Source organism: Litorivivens sp. (assembly GCF_041625495.1).
GTDB lineage: Bacteria > Pseudomonadota > Gammaproteobacteria > Pseudomonadales > Spongiibacteraceae > Litorivivens.
Window position 1 is genome coordinate 1 of the sequence record NZ_JBFJTH010000021.1, and the last position, 18,570, is coordinate 18,570.

The window sequence follows — 18,570 nt, forward strand, 5'->3', positions numbered from 1 at the left end:
ACCGGGCATGGTGAAGAGCACATACGGCACAGGCTGCTTTGTGATGCTCAATACTGGTGTGCAGGCGATCACCTCCGGCAATCGACTGCTGACGACGATTGCCTATCAATTGGACGGTCAGACAACCTATGCTCTTGAGGGCAGTATCTTTGTTGCCGGTGCGGCGGTGCAGTGGTTGCGTGACGGCCTGCATCTGATTGGCAGTGCCTCGCAGATGCAAGAGCTTGCCGAAAGTGTCAGCAGTTCTAATGGCGTCTATATGGTGCCCGCCTTTACCGGTCTTGGCGCGCCCTACTGGGACCCGGATGCCAGGGGAGCCATTCTCGGGCTGACCCGTGATACCCAGATTGCCCATATCGCCCGCGCGACCCTGGAAGCTGTGTGTTATCAGTCGCGTGATTTGCTCGATGCGATGCGTAATGACGGTGCAGAAATAGAAACGCTGCGGGTGGATGGCGGTATGGTGGTAAACGACTGGTTGGTGCAGCGACTTGCCGACACAGTGGGCTGTGAATGCCAGCGCCCTGCGGTGATCGAGACAACGGCGCTGGGGGCTGCCGGACTGGCCGGTCTGCAGGCGGGACTCTACGGTTCGCTGCCCGATTTTAATCAACTGTGGCGTGCTGAGCAGACCTTTAAGCCAGCAATGTCAGAAGCGGATCGGGAGCGTCGTTATCACGGTTGGAAAAAAGCAGTAGCCCGGGTTCGCAGCTGATTACTGCACGGTCATCGTGTAGTTGAGATCAAGTTCAGATACGCGGCGCGGGCGGCTGATGTAGTAGCCTTGTAAATAATGTACGCCCATATTTCGCAGCAGGTCGGCGCTACCGTCGTCTTCGACACCTTCTGCGATCACTTTTTTACCCAATGCCAGCGCCATATCGACCATGGATTTCACCAGCAGTTGGTCGCTTTTGCGCTTATACAGGTAGCGGATAAAGGACTGATCGATCTTAATGTAGTCTACTGGCAGGTCGCGCAGGTATTCGAAGGAAGTAAAGCCAATACCAAAATCGTCGAACGCAATCTGTACGTTGAGCGACGCCAGTCTTTCGCAGAGTTCGCGTGCAGTTTCAAGGTTATTTATGGCTTCTGTTTCTACAATTTCGAAAATGAGCTGACTGGGGCGAGCACCTGTTTCCAGCAGCAGCGACTTCAGCTCTTTGATAAACAGATCGCTTTCGAATGTGGCCGCGGTGATGTTGACGCTCAGTTTTAAGTCTACATCCTGCCGGTGCCAGGCACCAAGTTGTTCCAGCGCCATGCGCAGCACCAGCAAGTCCAACCGAGCCATCAGGCCGTTTTCCTTGGCAATATCCATAAACGCAGCGGGCGACACGAGGTGGCCGTCTTCGGAGCGCATGCGCACCAGGCATTCGCAGTGGGATATGCGTTCTTTACTCAGGTTGTATATAGGCTGGTAGAGAAGGACGAAACGTTCATCAGACAAGGCTTTGACAATGCTGTCGTGTACCTGCAGCTTTTCCTGACGCAGTGCCCGGCTATCAATCGACTCGGATATACGATTGATCTTGCCGCGCTCAATGGGTTTCAAGCCACGCAGTGCAGCGGCAGAATTGCTCACCAGTTCGTCGATGTTATAGCCGTCTTGGGCGTACGTTGCCAACACGCCGGTTAGCGTAATTTCTACAGTGTCATCGTCCAACACCGAATAAAAATGCAGCGGCCGATTATGCAGCGGGTGGCCATTTTGCTCGTAGTCATCCTTGTCAATAATCAGCAGGGCACAGAATTCGTTGGCACCGGTACGCGCAATAATGGTGTCACAGGTAATCAGGCGTTCAACAAAGCGTGCGGCTTCGCGCAGGATCGAATCGCCACTGTGGAAACCGTACATGTCGTTAATGGATGCAAACTTATCAATGTCCAGCAACATCAGATCTACTAAATGGCTGTCACTGTACTGTTGTATCAGCAGGCTGGCTTCCTCGTGAAAGGCTTCGCGATTCAAAAGGTCGGTCACATTGTCGTGTTTGCTTAACCAGCGCAAACGGCTCTCTGTTTTGCGGCGCTCTGTGATATCCAGGCCAACTGACAGAATCAACGGCTCATTGTTCGCCTGAACTCGGGCATGCACCCACATCAGGTCGCTGACAGTACCACTGGAACTGCGGATAAGTTGCTCAGTTTGCAGTCGGGTTTGCTTGCCGCTGATCAGTGGTGTCAGGTTTTCCGTAATGGAGTGGCCGGACAGGTCGGGAAGGATCAGGTCAGTGATTTTGCGGTGATCTACGTCAAGTCGCGTCCAGCCTGCCATTTCACGGCCGTAATTATTCAGCAATTTGATGTCACCCTGCAGTGTGTGGGCGGCAATAACCAGGGGTGAATCATTGACTAGCACATCATTGAAATCCTGTGCTTCGCGGTGCTCTGCAATCTTGTGTACCAGTTGCTGGCGGTGCTCGGCGACAGCAGCCTCCATTTCTTCCAGTGCGTCGGCTACTTCCAGCACGGTGAAGTTCAGCTGATCAACCTCGTCCAAATAGCCGGGCTTGCGGGTGTAACGCTGCAATGAATCCCGCAGTCGATCGTAGTTCGACTCCGACAGCATGGGTATTGCCTTGGATAGGTTTACCAGCTTTTTCAGGGCAGTGCGCAGCGCCAAGTAAGTGAGCAAGATCGTAATGAGTAATGCGATGGCTGAGGCGATCAAACCACCCTTGAGTGAATCCTGGATTTGAGCTTGGGCGTCACTATCGTCTGACAGAATGACAGTGTTGATAGGTGTGACGGTGTAGCGGCTTGGCAGAGGCTGGCGCGCTGCGGCGTATAGTCCGGCGCTGGTGCGCGTGTAAACTGTTTTATCCTGGCTCAGGAAGCCGGTGAGAGACTGTATTTCTCGTATGAGCGGGCTGGTGGATGCGGCATTGCTGGAAATGGTTGGTTCCAGGCGGCTGCTATCACTCTTGAGAAACGCAACGTCGGCTCCTGTCAGTACCGCAAAATCCACAAATATCTGCTGTAGATTGCGCACGGCTGACAGGATAAAAAGGGTGCCGTCACTGGAGATGACCGGCACAAAACTGATCTGGTAGCAGCTGGTTGTGCAAAAGATGCGGCTCAGTGGCTGCTGCTGCTCGGAGACGATGGTGATAAGGCGCTCGTCCAGCGTTTCGCCGGGTGCGCGTGTTGGGCTGTCAGCTTGCCATTGCCGCACCCGGCGCCCATCGAACTGATGCAGTGCCATCGATTCAATGCTGGGATTGAGTGATAGCAGCGCGGGCGGTTGCGAAGAGGGTTTATCGCCGCTGTAGGCATCTACCGGAACCTGCGTCAGGATATCCTCGAAACTTTGGGTAGAGCGCTCCACCAGCTTTTCAAATATACCGAAGAGTTCACCAACCCGCTTTGCGCTGGCCTGCTCATTGACGCGCACGGCGCTGATATAGGTCAGAGCACTGTTGCCCAATAGGGCCAGTGTGGTGATCAATGTAATAACAAACAGGAGCTTGGTCTGTAGACTAAGCTTTACCTGCTTCTGCGGGCTGGTCATGAATAAGAGTGACTGTCAGAAACGGTATCCCGCCATCATAACAAACAATTCGGACCTTTCGCTGATTTGCCGGTTGGGATTGTCAATATTGGGAACAGGCGCTGATCCTCTAACACCGTGCACCTCGGCTGCGAGCAACCAATTTGGCGCCGGGGCCCAGCGACCACCCAGGGTGAGCACCGTGGAATCGGTTTCGTTGGGACGATTGCGATCGCCGAGCTGGTGGTCAATGCGCGTGTACCATGTCAGCGTGCCAGTTTGCTGGTAGTCCGCCTGAAGGTAGGCAGTTTCACCCTTGCTGGCGAAGTTGCCCGCAGCACCGAACGCAGGGCTAGCGAACAGTCCATTGGTAGACAGTAGGGAGTATTCCAGTGTGTAAGAAATTTTCTCGCGGTTGTGCTGCAGTGACAGGGCAATGATATTGGCGTCGAGCTCTGCGATTGCCTGGGGGCTGTCAAAGGTGAGCGTGGCATCGTAATAGCTCATCGCTGCGCGCCAACGCCCGCCCATAAGATCAGTGCTCAATTGGGCGGCGAAAGGGCGGCGCAATTCTGCCTGACCACTGAATAAGCCACCTTGGCTGCCAAATATGTTTTCAAACGTATTGGAATCAATATCGTCGGTTCTACCGAAGGTGGCTATAAAATGTGTGGATTGCTGGTCGCTATCCCAATAGTTGTAGAGCTGTAGGCCGTCTGATGAAAAAAACAGCTCGCGGATACCGTAACCTTCGTAATACAGCTGTGGCAGCAAGATGGAGGGTCGAGTGAAGAAAATATCCCGGGTTGAGTTATAAAAGCCGTAGGGGTTACGCACGCGTCCGGCCCGAAAACCGGCGCCAGACTGTGCGGACTGGAAGAAGCGATAGTCTGCATAGAAGTAATCAGTGCGAATACTACCGTCGTCGCCGCGTCCGGCGTCACGGGCGTAGAGTTGCCCGGCGATGCTCAGTTTAGGGTCGACGCGATAAATGCCGCCCACTCCCGCTTCGTAAAAATCCCAGGAGCCGTCAGTGCTTTCGCCATAAAAGTTGTTTTCTTTGCTGTACAGATATCCTTGGCTGACAAAGCCATGCAGATTTATTCCATTCAGGTCTTTGGCGTGGAGAGCGGGTGCTCCCGACACAAGTAGCATGAGAAGTGCGGCGACTGTGCAGGCGAGTTGTGGATATCTTATGGTCATTATCAGAACCTGAATTTCGGGTCGGTAAGCTGAGTATTGCTACCGACAAACTTAACCGGGCTATCGTTGCCGGGGAGTTGGTTGGCGTAACCAATGGCGCCAGGCGTGGAGCGTACTTTGTCGTAGAGTTGGTAGGTGGTGGCAACGACCGTTGGTGCATTGCCGGAGCCGGTGAATGTCAGTTGGTCCCATTGTTTGCGAAGAACATAGGGGAACGTTTTTAGGAAGGTGATGCAAAACGTCTTGTGCGCCGGATGCGATTCAGGCAGAACAAATACCGTGACCGGTGTCCCGTCAGGCCAAGACTGCATACGTCCGAAAAACACCGAACGCAGGGTTCCTGAGGATAGGCTGGGTGGTAATTCCACTGCATCATTGACGATCACCTGCACGGCGCCCGTCGCTTCCTCCGCAGCGAGGGGAAATGTCGCCACCAGCCAGAAAATAAGGCTCGCTAACAAGGAGCTAGGGTGGTTACACCCGGCTTTGCTCAATCCCGCTTCTCCCATACTGAAAGTGCCGTAAGTGTTGGGCAGACGGCTCGGCACGGCCAACTTTTAATTATAACTCCGCCTTAAAATCCTGAATAAAGGATAGTATACGTCGGGCATTGGCCCCTAGATCGCCTTTGCCAACCCGTGATACTGAGCTTAGATCAACTTCGCTGCCAGAACCACTATTTGTCACTCGAATAACCACATCGTCCTTAAAACCGAACCAACGGGTCGTTGCTACGGCTTCGATCTGATAATTCTGTTCGTCTTTGAGGTAGACTTCCCAACCTTGCCGCTTGGCCGTGGCCAGTGCGAGCTGGAAAGCTTCGGCAGCGCTCAATTCAGTCGTTAGGGTCTGTAGTTCAGGGTAGGCACTGCGCTGGATCTCGGCCAGCTCGGGTGTATATTCCAGCGGGTTGGTGCCTGGCCCCCGCTGGGCCGGGGCGGCCACGAATTTCGGCGGATCCGCCGGGTCGGTCGTTACATTGTGGATCATGGGAGTGCTGCCGCCGCTGAATAAGTTGAGCGAAAAGAAGGCTAGTGCGGGCAGGCCGAGCAGGGCGGCGTAATTCAGGGTGCGACGGCTTTTGTCATCGTTCTGGCGGCGTGTGTACAGGGCCGAAAGGACTATGCTGGTGAGTCCGGTCAGGGTGGCCAGCATGAACAGTAGCAAGCCGATCCTGAAGTTAAATAGCTCCCAGCGGGTACCCAGCGCAGACAGTGGCAGCAATATCAGGCTTAGCGCGGCCATGACCAGGGTTGTTTTCGCAATTCGAGACATAGATAGGCTTCCGGCGGTGGAGGTCGTCTGATTACAGGTTTTACTATTATCTTTTTGTAACTATACCACGCCTTTTCAACAGGCAGACAGCGTGATTAACTACCGCGCCTCAGCTCCGCGGGCACAGCAGAGCATCAGAATGATTAAGTGGAAGGGACTATGACTCGAGTAAAAGACAAGGTCTGTATCGTGACAGGTGCAGCAAGTGGTATGGGCAAGGCGGACGCGATTCGCCTGGCGGCTGAAGGCGCCAAGGTGGTATTGACTGATCTGAATGAGCGAGACGGTCAGGCCGTTGCACAGGAAATTGGCGACAGCGCGCTGTTTATTAAGCACAACGTGACCAGTGAAGAAGACTGGAAAAGGGTTGTGGATACCGCGGTATCTCATTTTGGCGGTCTGGATGTGCTGGTGAACAATGCCGGCATGATGACCATGGGCTCGGTCGTGGATTGCACGCTGGAAGAATATCGCAAGGTTAATGGCGTTAACAGTGAGGGGGTGTTCCTGGGCTGCAAATATGCCATCCCGGCGATGGAAGCCACGGGTCGCGGCGGCTCGATCATTAATATGTCATCGGTTGCTGCGCTGCACGGCATGTCTTTTATCGCGGCTTACAGCGCGAGCAAAGGCGCGGTAGCGGCCCTGACCAAATCGGTAGCGCTGTATTGCCGAGAGCGTCGCAACGGTATTCGCTGTAATTCGATTCACCCAGACGGTGTGAAGACTCCGATGGTGTTTAAAGTGGCTACTGGCGCGGAAACCGCCACACGCGAGGAAATCGAGTCGCTGTCTACCGAAGCTAACCCGATGTGTGAACCCGAAGATATTGCCGCGTTGGTGTTATACCTGGCCTCAGATGAGTCCAAGTTTGTGAATGCGGCAGAAATGTTGATCGACAATGCAGCTACCGCTACACCGCCCATTGGCGTGTAACCTACTGGAGCAGGGCGCCCGGTATTACTGGGCGCGATCTTTCCCGGCTTCCAGAGCCTTCATAATATTTTCCAGTTGATCCGCTAGGATATTGCTGGCAGCTACTTCCATCGCCCTTCCCAGCTCTGCTTTCACCACAATTTCAGCCATGGGCCGCATCCGCCAGATCAAGTCGATGATTTTGGGGAATTCCTCCTTGGGCGGGAGCGACTTTTCTTCGTAGGGGCGCAGCACGTTATCTGAAATCAGTCGCACAAATTCCTTGGCCACTTTCTCCACGTTGTCGCGGCTCATGCGCAGGATTTCCAGCTGATCGCCCAAGGGGATACCCATTGCGCACAAATCTGCGGCGACTTTCAGGGTGCTCATGCTGTTCACGCGCACCTGTGCGCCCTGAATGATGGCTATTCCGAGTTCGCTGGCCAGCCGGATATTTGCCGGTGTGAGCTGTCGGCCGAACATTGTCACCATTTGGGTCATGGGAATTATTTCTGGCGCTTCCTTGCCCCAGGGGCTGTTGATTGCAGACTCCATGCCCAGGATTTCGCTCAGGCCAATGCCTTTTTCCAGGCCACTAATCAGATCGAGAATACTGGCGAGGGTGTAACCCCGATCAAGCAAATCAGCGATTACGCGCAAGCGTGACAAATGCTGATTGTTGTAGATGCCCTTGCGGCCCCGTAGGGTGGGTGGTGGCAGCAGCCCTTTGTCCTGGTAGGCGCGTATATTGCGCACGGTGGTATTGGCGGCAAGTGCCAGCTCTTCAACCGTATATTCTTTCTTGTCTTCAGTCTCAGGGTCTTGAGGCGCCTCATTCTGCTGGCGGTACTGGGCCATGTTCTGAATTGTTTCTTCGGGAAACTTCATGCTTCGTTTGGCTCGGGCATCTTCAAATAGTGAATATTTGTTTGATAAATGGTGGTTTTCAGCGCAATCCCGCAGCTTGCTTTAATTGGATTGCGCCTTGAAAACAACGACATAGCCCAAAAGCGCGGGGTGCTCGTCATTTCAGCCAATGTCTATTCTACCTACCTCAAACTATCTTGACATCAATTAATGGTAGGTTTATGTTACATCAAATAATGATACATAAATGTGTGTTTCATATTCTAATGGATCATAAGGCAGTGAAACTGCTTCAGAGGATGATAATAATGAATGGTTTGCGCGCTTTTCCCCTGCAGCTGCTAGCAGTTGGCGCGGTTCTCTCACCCTTGGCAAATGCAAAGGCGACTTTGGAAGAGGTGATTGTTACTGCACAGCATCGAGCCCAGAGTCTTCAGGACGTGCCGGTGTCGGTCAGTGCCATCGGTGGTGACAAAATGATCGAAGCGGGTATTAACCGCATGGAGGATCTTCAGGCCTACGTACCAAACCTGACGGTTACGGAGAGTGGTATCAGTACTGATATCTTTATCCGGGGCATTGGTACCGGGATGAACCAGGGCTTTGAGCAATCGGTTGGTATGTATGTCGATGGCATCTATTACGGCCGCGCCCAGTTGGCTAGAGCACCGTTCCTGGATCTTGCCCGAGCCGAGGTTTTGCGCGGGCCGCAGAATATCCTGCATGGCAAAAACAGTATTGCGGGTGCGGTCAATCTGCACACTGCGGACCCAACAGAAGAGTATGAAGGCTTTGCATCGGTACTCTACGAGCCGAATTTTGATGAAAAGGTTTTTGACCTAGTGCTGTCTGGACCATTGACCGATAAGGTGGGGGCGCGGTTTGCAGCGCGTCTGCGTGACTATGGCGGCTATGTTGAAAACCTAACGCTGGACCGCTTCGGGCCGCAACACGATCAGGCGACCTACCGGCTGAAATTAAACTGGGAGGTTGATGACGACACGACCGCCTCGCTAAAACTTGAGTACGGCCAATTTGATTCGCTCGGTCGACACGGTGAGGTTATCCGCGACGATCCTTCAACCTCGTCCACGTTTTTGTTCACCGGTCGCACCGAAGCGGAAATTCTCGATCGAACTTATTTCCCACCGCTGGTTGACGTGGATACCCACGATTCTGTAGCCAACAACTATCAGGACTTTAAAGGGTCTTCCAACGGCAATTACAGCTATAACGACACCTACAACATGACGTTGGATGTGACATGGCTGTCGGATGCGGGGAATGAATTCAAATCTATCACCGGTCTGATGGCCTATGAATACGATGACCTGTGTGATTGCGATTCGACTGCAGCGCCGTTGTTTAAACTGACGTTGGCAGAGGAATACCAGCAGCTCAGTCAGGAATTACGCTGGGTGTCACCCGTCGGTGAGCCCATCGACTACATTGGTGGCGTGTACCTGCAGCGTACCGATCTGACCTTCAACGACAAGCTTATTCAGGACTCGGAGGTTGTCGTGCAATTGTTGAACGCGGCCGATTTTCAGGATGGTGGTACCCGGGGCGATTACGACCCCAACCCTCTGGGAGTTGATCCGGTTGAAGTGCTGGGGGTTGGTGATGCGGGTAATGCGGTAGCCGATATCACGGCACCGCGTGAGTTCACTAGCGTCTCCGATATTGCCTCGGCATTTATGCAGGCTACCTTCAACCTTGCCGAAACTTTTCGTGTGACGCTTGGTGGGCGCTACACCTATGAACACAAAAAAGGCAGCCGTTCGCTCGACCTAGCCGATCTAAACGGTAACAGTCTACCCATCGGTGAGGTGGATACGGTGGCCGCCATCAGCTTTGCGGCCGAACGCCACAACCTGAAAGGCGAGCGCAGTGAAACCCATTTTTCCCCGCTGATTAATTTGCAGTGGGATTATTCGCTGGAAGGTATGGCGTACTTTACCGCTACGCGTGGTTTTAAAGCCGGTGGCTTTGATGCGCGCTCCAACCAATCACCAAGCGCTGAGCTCACACCCGCCAATCCGGGCGCGCCAGTGCCTAACCGAGTTTCTCTGGTGGGCACTTTCGAATACGACGAGGAAATGGCTACCAGTTTCGAGCTCGGTATGAAAACCGGTTTGCTCGACGGTGCCGCTGAGTTGAATGTTGCAGCGTTCTATACCATATACGAAGACCTGCAGATCAGCATTTTCGATGGCACATTGGGCTTTAATGTTGGCAACGCCAAGGAGGCGATTACTCAGGGCATTGAGCTTGATGCGCGCTATCAGGTGACTGAGTATTTGAGCTTGGGCGGTGCGCTGGCACTGCTGGATTTTGAATTTACAGATTTCAAAAACGGGCAATGTCGCCAGGGGCAACAGCCTACCTCAGACGATGGACTCTACTGCGACTACACCGGACAGAGCAACCAGTATGTGGCTGACTGGTCCGGCACTTTCATTATCGGCTACCTGCGGCCGATCAGCGCCACACTGGGTATCGGCGCGACGCTCGATATTGTATTCACCGATGATTACAACCCTTCGTCCAATGTAGATCCCCGTGTTGAACAAGAAGGTTTTACCAAACTCAATGGTCGCATCGGAATTGGTGCTATTGATCAGACCTGGGAGCTCTCTCTGGTAGGCAAAAACCTGACCGATGAAACGGTGATTGTCTACGCCGCTGATACCCCGCTGGCCAATACTATTTTTGGCAGTACAACATTTACCGGCTTTGTTGAAGCGCCGCGCTCGGTTGCGCTGCAAATGACCTACCGCTGGTAACCGGAGAAAATACGATGAAATTATTTAAGTATCTCGCGTTATTTGTACTGATGATAGCCGCCATGCCTACCCTGGCAGAGACTGAAGGGTGGACCCTGCAGCGTGAAAAAGATGGCGTCAGCGTCTACACGCGAGAAGTGAAAGATTCTGCGTTCAAAGCGTTCAAGGGTGAAACCGTACTTGAAGTTGAGCTTAATCGAGCCATGGCGCTGATGGACGATACGGCGGCCTGCGTTGAATGGATGCATTCGTGCAAGTCGCCAATTCTGATTCGCAAGCTGTCCCCTCTACAGCGTTACAGCTACATGGTGAACGATCTGCCGTGGCCGGTAAAAGACCGCGCTTTACTGCTTCAGGCCACCATTAGCCAGGAACTTCCTAGCCGGGTTGTAACAGTTGCGCTGACAACGCTGGATCCCGAAACACTCGCGGACAGTGATAGGAAACGTGTGCCCGATGATGGCGGTATTGTATTAATAGAAAAAGCGAATGGCTTTTTCCGTTTTACCCCGCTCAATGAAAAACAGACGCACGTGGAATATCAGATGCACACTGAGCCCAGTGGTGCATTGCCAGCCTCGCTGGTGAACAGCATGGTCGTGGATACGCCGTTCTACACGCTTAAATCCATGCGTGATGTAGTTAAAGCCGAGAAATACACCGATTTCAGACCTTTTTAATGGACTGGCGGCCGCGTGCGGCCACAATCAAGGAGATTGTCATGACTAACCCCGTAATGCCTGTTCGCAGAAACCTGAATTTTCACTTGCCGGCCGAGCGCATCAGCGATTGGCACGGTGGCAGTATTCATATTTCACATTTTCTCAATGCCATGTCTATTTTCTTTCCAGTAGGGGAGCGCTTTTTTATCGATAGCGTGCGCCATTATCGCGATAAGGTCAGCGACCCGACCCTGCAGGAGTCCGTAAAAGGGTTTATCGGCCAGGAAGCCATGCATGGTCGCGAGCACGAGGAATATAACGATGCGTTGACAGCCAAAGGCCTGCCTGCGGATAGATATGAAAGGCTCGTGCTTAAGCTGCTTAATTTTTTTCGTCGCTTTACGCCAAAAGTTTCCCAGCTGGCCGGTACTATCGCGCTGGAGCACCTCACGGCCATACTGGCGCATCGAATCCTTTCGGATAAAAGTCGATTGACTGGCGCTGAACCACGATTCGCCGCAATTTGGCATTGGCACGCGCTGGAGGAAACCGAACATAAAGCGGTGGCATACGACGTCTATGCGAGCGTAATGAAGAACCGTTTTCTGGCTTATATACGACGCTGTGTAGCGTTAATCATGTCTACTGCCATCTTTTTTGTCTTGCTAATTCCATTTCATGTGGGTTTGGTAGCACGCGAAAAAGGCCAGCTCTTTAACCTGAAAGGCTGGTGGCGTGTGACAGTTTTTCTTTGGGGGCCGCGCGGCGCTCTGCTGCGAGCGCTACCAGATTGGCTTGATTTTTTCCGACCAGGCTTCCATCCCTGGGATCACGACAATCGCGAGTATTTGGAAGAAATTGACTCGCTGGTGACTGAAGTTGAAGCCTATAAAGCGCAGGGAGCTGCGGCGTGACTAACGCTGCCAACCTTGAGCAACCCTCGGCGTCGGCCTTTGCCGAGTTGGAAGCGTTGTTTGCGGCCACATCGCTGGCCGCAATTGACCGCGATCAGCTAAAGCAGTGGCGTCCGCAGGGTAACCTCTGGAATCGTTTGAAACCATTGATTGCCCGCCAGGCTGGCGCGGATCTTCGTTGGACGGAGATCGACGGCCACCGTCTGCATTACTGGGATAGCGGCACACCGAACAAACCTGTGTTGGTGCTTGTCCACGGGTTCGGTGCCAGCAAGGAAAACTGGTCTTATCTCGCTGCCATACTGCGGCGCGATTACCGGGTGCTGGCATTGGACCTTCCGGGTTTCGGTAGCAGCAGTTTTCGTACCGAGTGTGATTATCGCGTAGATACGCAGGCTGAGCGGGTCGCTCAGTGGTTAACACAGCTTGGTGTCGGTAAGGCATTTATTGCCGGCAGTTCCATGGGGGGCGCGATCGCCGGGCTGGTGGCAGCGCGCTATCCGGCAATGATCGATGGCCTATGCCTGATGAACGCCGCCGGCGCACCGGCAACGCGCATGAGTATGCTAGAGGCGGGCGTGCTCGCCGGGAAGAACTATCTTGTGGCCGACACGGCAATGCAGGCTCAGCGTGTGTTTCAGCTTTGCTTTCACTCTCGCAAACGAATGCTGGGTGTTCTGTTCGGCTTGCTGATGGGTAAGGACATGGCACAGCGCAGTCCGGTCAATCACGCGATATTTGCTGACCTTGTTGGGTCTCTTGGTACGGCAAACGAAGCATTACCCAGTATCGCAGCTCCGACACTGGTGTTGTGGGGTGATAGCGACCGAGTGCTCGACAGCAGTTGTGTAGATGCCTTCCTCGCAGCCATTCCGCAAGCTCGAGCTATGGTGTTCCCTGAAACGGGTCATCTCCCGATGGTGGAGAGGCCGCAGGATACGGCGACAGTATTAAAGGGCTACTTTAATGCCGCACTCGCAATGGAGACAGATTCGTGAATAACAAAAAACAAGCCATTCTGGAAACCGCCATTGTTGGCGCCGGTTTTGGCGGGCTTGGTTTGGCCATCCGCTTGCTACAGGACGGCTGCAGCGACTTTCAGATATTTGAAAGATCTGATGATGTAGGCGGTGTGTGGCGCGACAATATCTATCCCGGTGCCGCCTGTGATGTGCCGTCGCATCTTTACTCTTTCTCATTTGAACCCAACCCCGGCTGGAGTCGAGCGTTTGGTGGTCAGGCGGAAATTCATCAATATTTGCAACACTGTGCTGATAAATATCAGTTGTGGGATAAGATTCAATTTGGCGCGGAAGTGGAAGCGGCGCTATTCGACGAACAACAAAACCTCTGGACGTTGCGCTTTCGAAGTGGTGATGAAATTCGCGCGCGCGCAGTTGTTCTGGCTGTCGGTGCGTTGAATGTACCTGCCTATCCGTCCATAGAGGGGCTGGATACGTTTAAAGGCAAGATAATGCATACCGCCGAATGGGATGACCATTATAGTCTGGAGGGTAAGCGAGTTGGGGTGATAGGTACCGGCGCGAGTGCGATTCAGGTGGTGCCGAGCATTCAACCACAAGTTGCCGAATTGAAACTTTATCAACGAACTGCACCCTGGGTTATGCCCAAGCGTGACGGTTGGATACCGCCGGTCTGGCGTAAGACTTACGAACGCTTTCCCATTCTGCAAAAGCTTCACCGAACGCTGCAGTATTGGATGTTTGAATCTACCGCTCCAGTGATGATTAAAAATAATTGGATGACACGAGTCGGTGAACGTCTGGGGCGCCGTTACCTGCGCCGCAAGATTCAGGATCCGGTGCTGCGCGAGAAGGTCACGCCGACCTACGCATTGGGGTGCAAGCGGGTTTTGCTCTCAGATGATTATTATCCAGCATTGACCAAAGCCAATGTCGACGTGCTGACCCAGGGCATTCGGCGTGTGGATGAGACCGGCATTGTCAGCGCCGATGGCAGTCACCAACAGCTCGATGCGCTGATTTTGGCTACTGGCTTTAAAGTCCCGGCTGCGGGTGCGCCGTTTCGAATTGAAGGTCTTGGTGGTCGGGTGCTGGACGATGACTGGCGCGGCGGTTCAGAAGCCTATTTGGGGATGGCGGTTACCGGCTATCCGAATCTGCTGTACATCATGGGGCCGAATACTGGGCCAGGTAATATTTCGGTGATTTTCTATATCGAATCGCAGCTGCGCTATATCATGGCCTACCTCAAGCATATGAGGGAACGCAATATTGCCGCACTGGATATCAAGCCCGATGTACAGCGTAAGTTTAACGATATGATTCAGGCGAAGATGCAGAAGACTACCTGGGTATCGGGTTGTGATAGCTGGTATCTCACCGAAGATGGCAAGAATACGACGCTGTGGCCGGGCTATTCCTGGCAGTATCGTATGCAAGCAAAACATTTCGATCCAAGTCTTTATCGCAGTATCCGGACGCGTCCATCGGCGCGTGAACTGGCGCTAGAGCCCGGATGCGAGGCGATACCCTCAGCGTGACTGAAGGTGGCTGATAGAGCAGGGCGAAAATTCACCAATAAGGAAGTCTCATGCTAGAGGTAAATGGCAAAGTTATTGCAATCACAGGGGCAGGCTCAGGAATCGGACTGGCGCTCACCAAACTTTGTTTGCATCACGGAGCGAGGGTGGCGGCGTCTGATCGCAATATGTCATCGCTAACTGCCTTGGGCGTTGAATATCCCGACGTTCTGCATTGCGCGACTGTTGATGTCAGCGACTCGCAGGCGGTGACTCAGTGGGCGAAAGATGTGGTGGCGCATTTTGGTCAGTGCGATGTGCTTGTGAATAATGCAGGCGTGTCGCTGTCCAGTAATATCCAGACCATGAAGCGAACAGACCTTGCGTGGTTGATGGATATTAACTTCTGGGGTGTGGTCAATGGTGTAGAAGCTTTTTTACCACATCTGATTGAGCGTCCCGCCGCCTGTGTCGTCAATATTTCCAGTTTGTTTGGTTTAATGGCAGTGCCTTCGCAATCTGCTTACAACGCCGCAAAATTTGCCGTGCGCGGTTATTCCGAATCGATGCGGCAGGATTTGCGCGACACCAATGTGAAGGTGGTAACCGTGCACCCGGGTGGCGTGAAAACCAATATCGTACGCAATGGTAAGCATTTTGACAGCCTCGATGGCAGTGCAACCAACACCGAAGAAACCGCAGCCATGTTTGCCCGTGTAGCCTCGACGACACCTGAACGCGCCGCCGAGATTATTTTGAAAGGTATTAAGAAGGGAAAGCCCCGGGTACTGATCGGGCGCGATGCCATCTTTCTGGATATTCTGCAGCGTCTGCTGCCGGGTGTGTACGACCGCATTACCGTACCGGCTTCTGTGAAAGGTCGGCGTCGGCTTGCCAGTCAGTAGCTGAATCCTACCCGTGACAAGATTTGCTCCCTCCCTTGGCCTGTCGTTTCGACCGGCCCTTTTTTTCTTCAGCATTTTTTCTCTTGTTGTAAGCACGGTCTGCGCTCATGAAAACCCCTTGGGTTCGATAGACCTGCAGCCGGTGCTGAGTAACCCTTCGATGCGAATGCCGACTGCAGAAACGGTGGTGCACGTCAGCGGTTTTAGCTATCTCAATAACCGGGATCGTTTGCTGGATGATCTACTGGACGCCCGTAATGCTGCGGTTGCTCTGGAATCTAGTGTGCGCAGGTTGGAATACTTCCCCGGTGATGAATCTGAGCTTATTGACCTGCTCAGAGGAATGGACGGCAAAGCGACAACGGCGCAGGCCGGTATTGGGTTGGTGTTGGCAACACCCTGGCAGGATAACCGCTATACCCTTACCGCTGCTGCGAGAACCCGCTTTGCGGGAACCTTTGAGTATGTGGCGTCTGACGAGCCGAAACTGCGTTTGGCGCCGGTAGTTGCTTTTATAGAACTAGCGAAGCTGGAGTCGAGGGTTCGGGTGTCGGGCTATGGCGTTGCGGAGGTGGCGCTGCATCGGCGAATGGATGAAATTGCGCTGCCTGCCACTCGCATCACATTGAGCGTTAAGCACCAGGAGTATTCCTTGTACGAACGCGATGTACCTATTCAGGATTATCGCGAAAGTGATCTGTTCAAGCTCGGTGATTATAGCCGTCGTTTTTCCCGGCCGAACCTGTCAGTGGCGAGTGTTACCGACGTGGGTGACTGGCGACTGGGTTTGGCGATTGAAAATCTTGTGCCGGATACACTCAGAGGATTGCAAAGCACTGCGTATCGCATACGTCCGCAAGCCACTGTGCAAATTGGCTACCAGTTGATGTGGGGCAGCGCCAATCTCTATCAGGATCTTAACAGTCAGCCGGCTTTTGGTCAGGTGAGTGAGCGCCGTGAAACGGCCCTGAAGTTTGATATGCCGCTGGGAAAGCGTTTCGTAATCGGCGCCGGTTATCAGTATGTAGCCAAAGGTCGTGACGACGATGCCTTCAGCCTGTCGTTGTCATATCGGCTGCCAGACAGTTTCTATCTCGGAGTAAGCGCTACTGCCGCTAGCCGCCATGAGTTCGGCGGTGCGTTTCGCATTCAGTTGCCTTTGTTTTAACAGACGCTCTCTTGCTATCCTTGGCGCGCAAAATCAGTAGGAGATTCCCCGTGTCCCCTCAGGACAAATCGATAAAATTACACCCTTCCTGGCTAAAAGCACTCGATGCCGAGTTTCAGCAGGATTATATGCACAATTTGCGAGGCTTTCTCAGTGAGCGTATCGCAGCCGGTGCAACCATTTATCCCAGGCCGGCTGAGTGGTTCAATGCCCTGGACAGCACCCCACTGACTCAGGTTAAGGTCGTGATCCTGGGGCAGGATCCCTACCATGGGCCGGGGCAGGCGCACGGCTTGTGTTTCTCGGTAAAACCTCCTGTCGCGCCGCCACCATCACTGGTGAACATCTATAAAGAATTGAAGAGTGACCTGGGTGTCGTGCCACCCCCCCACGGCTGCCTGACCAGTTGGGCAGAGCAGGGTGTGCTGTTGTTGAACAGCGTCCTTACGGTAGAGCAGGGGCAGGCAGGGGCGCATCAGGGTAAGGGTTGGGAGCGATTTACTGACGCGGTGATAGAGTGTATCAATCGGGAACTAGAAGATGTGGTATTTCTGCTGTGGGGTGCTTATGCCCAGAAAAAAGGCCAGTTGGTGGATGCCAGTCGTCATTGCGTCCTGAAGGCACCCCATCCGTCGCCCTTGAGCGCGCACCGGGGCTTTCTGGGGTGTCGACATTTCTCGCAGACTAACGACTATCTCGTTTCGCGTGGCGCTCAGCCAATTAATTGGGAACTGCCGTTAGCGGTGTCGGCATAGCGTGTTGATAGGGTGGGTTGATAGAGCGTAGACGTGGATTAAAACGCAAGCCTACGCTAACTACAGGCGGGGTTTAGTCAGTCTCCGTGAGGTCGCTGCCCAGACCATCGGGGAGTCCATAGGGAGGGGGTGCTACCTGCGTAACGCGGGTACCGTTTTTCAGTTTCAGATCAGTCGATAGTGCGGCACTGGTTGCCAGTACAATGGCGGCGCTGCCGTCGCTGACACAGCTGGCGACAGTGCCAACGGGCTTTTCAGCGTCAAAGATGTCGTCTCCTGCGGCGCCAGCGCCATCTAATTCGGCCAGATACAGGCGGCGTTTCGGCACGCCCTTAAAATGCAGGCGGGCGACAACTTCCTGCCCGGTATAACAGCCCTTTTTAAAACTTACTGCTCCGTTGAGATCGTAATTCATTAGTTGCGGCAGAAACGCGTCGCGCGTGGCAGCGCAAACGGAGACCTCGCCTGCTTCGATGTCGAGTGCATCCCACAATTCTGAACCGACGGGCTGTGCACGCTCACGCAGTCGGGGCCAGAGTTCGGCTGCGCGATCTTGCGTCAACCACAGCTCGTAGCGTAGAGGAGCGCGATACAGCACCAGATCAGTACCGCAAACGATTGTGTCCAAAGGTGCTTGCGGAAGCTGAGAATAATGCTGACCCAGTAATTCGGCCGCTGAGGGACCGGCAACCCCAATACCGACGTAGTCGCTGCTGGCATCGCAGAGTTCTACCTTGGAGAAAACCGCGTACTTACCCAGCACCTTGAGGGTATCGTCAGTGCAGTCGCGGCGCAGTTTCAGTAACAGGGTGTCGCTGGCCAGCCGTGCCGCGGTAAAGCTGGCCAGCATCCGTCCTTTGGGGGTGCAGTACGCACCGTTGCGGGCCTGCGACATAGTTACCTGCCGAAAATCCGCGGTGGTTTGGCCTTGAAAAAAGGTTTGGCCGTCGGGACCTTGCGCGCGGACGAAGCCGTATTGAGTCAGTGGAACCAGCCAGTTCTCACCATCAACCGTGTCAGTGGCGGCAAACGTGCAGTGTTCACCGGACAAAATGGCGTTATCTGCTTCGAGTTGATGTGTAAATGGGGTTGTAGTCACCGATCACTCCTGACGTGGTGAGTAA

The 18,570-nt window shown here is 53.7% G+C and carries 16 protein-coding genes; 10 read left to right on the forward strand and 6 right to left on the reverse strand.

The window, feature by feature from the left end:
- Window positions 1–715, forward strand: a 715-nt coding sequence (locus ABYP39_RS04030) for an FGGY family carbohydrate kinase (protein WP_372781248.1), incomplete at its 5' end; no start/stop codon positions are given.
- On the opposite strand, the gene ABYP39_RS04035 is transcribed toward ABYP39_RS04030, so the two are convergent.
- The 4 genes from ABYP39_RS04035 to ABYP39_RS04050 form a co-directional block, all read right to left on the reverse strand.
- The gene (locus ABYP39_RS04035; protein WP_372759218.1) at window positions 716–3,514 is read right to left on the reverse strand and encodes a putative bifunctional diguanylate cyclase/phosphodiesterase; all 2,799 of its coding nucleotides are present in this window, start codon (window positions 3,512–3,514) and stop codon (window positions 716–718) included. It lies immediately after the preceding gene.
- A gap of 15 nt (window positions 3,515–3,529) precedes the next feature.
- Window positions 3,530–4,696 carry a hypothetical protein gene (locus tag ABYP39_RS04040; RefSeq protein ID WP_372747869.1) on the reverse strand — a complete coding sequence of 389 codons (1,167 nt, stop codon included), beginning with the start codon at window positions 4,694–4,696 and terminating at the stop codon, window positions 3,530–3,532.
- A gap of 2 nt (window positions 4,697–4,698) precedes the next feature.
- Window positions 4,699–5,190 carry a hypothetical protein gene (locus ABYP39_RS04045; RefSeq protein ID WP_372747868.1) on the reverse strand — a complete coding sequence of 164 codons (492 nt, stop codon included), beginning with the start codon at window positions 5,188–5,190 and terminating at the stop codon, window positions 4,699–4,701.
- Window positions 5,191–5,257: 67 nt separating this feature from the next.
- Window positions 5,258–5,971, reverse strand: a complete 714-nt coding sequence (locus tag ABYP39_RS04050; protein WP_372747867.1) for a DUF1499 domain-containing protein — start codon at window positions 5,969–5,971, stop codon at window positions 5,258–5,260.
- Window positions 5,972–6,130: 159 nt separating this feature from the next.
- Here ABYP39_RS04050 and ABYP39_RS04055 point away from each other — a divergent pair, with 159 nt between their 5' ends.
- The gene (locus tag ABYP39_RS04055; protein WP_372747866.1) at window positions 6,131–6,907 is read left to right on the forward strand and encodes a glucose 1-dehydrogenase; all 777 of its coding nucleotides are present in this window, start codon (window positions 6,131–6,133) and stop codon (window positions 6,905–6,907) included.
- A 24-nt stretch (window positions 6,908–6,931) separates the two neighbouring features.
- Here ABYP39_RS04055 and ABYP39_RS04060 read toward each other — a convergent pair whose 3' ends face one another.
- Window positions 6,932–7,774, reverse strand: coding sequence for a MerR family transcriptional regulator (locus ABYP39_RS04060; RefSeq protein ID WP_372763788.1), 843 nt, complete (start codon window positions 7,772–7,774; stop codon window positions 6,932–6,934).
- Between the two features lie 287 nt (window positions 7,775–8,061).
- On the opposite strand from ABYP39_RS04060, the gene ABYP39_RS04065 reads away from it, so the two are divergent.
- From ABYP39_RS04065 to ung, 8 genes are all read left to right on the forward strand, one after another.
- On the forward strand, window positions 8,062–10,539 hold the full coding sequence (locus ABYP39_RS04065) for a TonB-dependent receptor (protein ID WP_372747864.1): 2,478 nt from the start codon (window positions 8,062–8,064) through the stop codon (window positions 10,537–10,539).
- Between the two features lie 14 nt (window positions 10,540–10,553).
- Window positions 10,554–11,219 (forward strand): START domain-containing protein, encoded by a 666-nt coding sequence (locus ABYP39_RS04070; RefSeq protein ID WP_372747863.1) that lies wholly within the window; start codon window positions 10,554–10,556, stop codon window positions 11,217–11,219.
- A 41-nt stretch (window positions 11,220–11,260) separates the two neighbouring features.
- On the forward strand, window positions 11,261–12,115 hold the full coding sequence (locus tag ABYP39_RS04075) for a metal-dependent hydrolase (protein WP_372747862.1): 855 nt from the start codon (window positions 11,261–11,263) through the stop codon (window positions 12,113–12,115).
- Window positions 12,112–13,113, forward strand: a complete 1,002-nt coding sequence (locus ABYP39_RS04080) for an alpha/beta fold hydrolase (protein ID WP_372781250.1) — start codon at window positions 12,112–12,114, stop codon at window positions 13,111–13,113. The genes ABYP39_RS04075 and ABYP39_RS04080 overlap by 4 nt, the downstream gene beginning before the upstream one ends.
- Window positions 13,110–14,639 carry a flavin-containing monooxygenase gene (locus ABYP39_RS04085; RefSeq protein ID WP_372781252.1) on the forward strand — a complete coding sequence of 510 codons (1,530 nt, stop codon included), beginning with the start codon at window positions 13,110–13,112 and terminating at the stop codon, window positions 14,637–14,639. The genes ABYP39_RS04080 and ABYP39_RS04085 overlap by 4 nt, the downstream gene beginning before the upstream one ends.
- A 50-nt stretch (window positions 14,640–14,689) precedes the next feature.
- A complete protein-coding gene (locus ABYP39_RS04090; RefSeq protein WP_372781254.1) occupies window positions 14,690–15,523 on the forward strand; it encodes an SDR family NAD(P)-dependent oxidoreductase in 834 nt (277 codons plus the stop codon).
- Window positions 15,524–15,641: 118 nt separating this feature from the next.
- On the forward strand, window positions 15,642–16,691 hold the full coding sequence (gene traF, locus ABYP39_RS04095; protein WP_372781256.1) for a conjugal transfer protein TraF: 1,050 nt from the start codon (window positions 15,642–15,644) through the stop codon (window positions 16,689–16,691).
- 50 nt (window positions 16,692–16,741) lie between these two features.
- Window positions 16,742–17,446 (forward strand): uracil-DNA glycosylase, encoded by a 705-nt coding sequence (gene ung / locus ABYP39_RS04100; RefSeq protein WP_372747784.1) that lies wholly within the window; start codon window positions 16,742–16,744, stop codon window positions 17,444–17,446.
- Between the two features lie 73 nt (window positions 17,447–17,519).
- Here the strand turns inward: ung and ABYP39_RS04105 are convergent, their stop codons facing one another.
- Window positions 17,520–18,545: a folate-binding protein YgfZ gene (locus ABYP39_RS04105; RefSeq protein WP_372781258.1), complete on the reverse strand. Its 1,026-nt coding sequence runs from the start codon at window positions 18,543–18,545 to the stop codon at window positions 17,520–17,522.
- Window positions 18,546–18,570 lie beyond the last annotated feature (25 nt).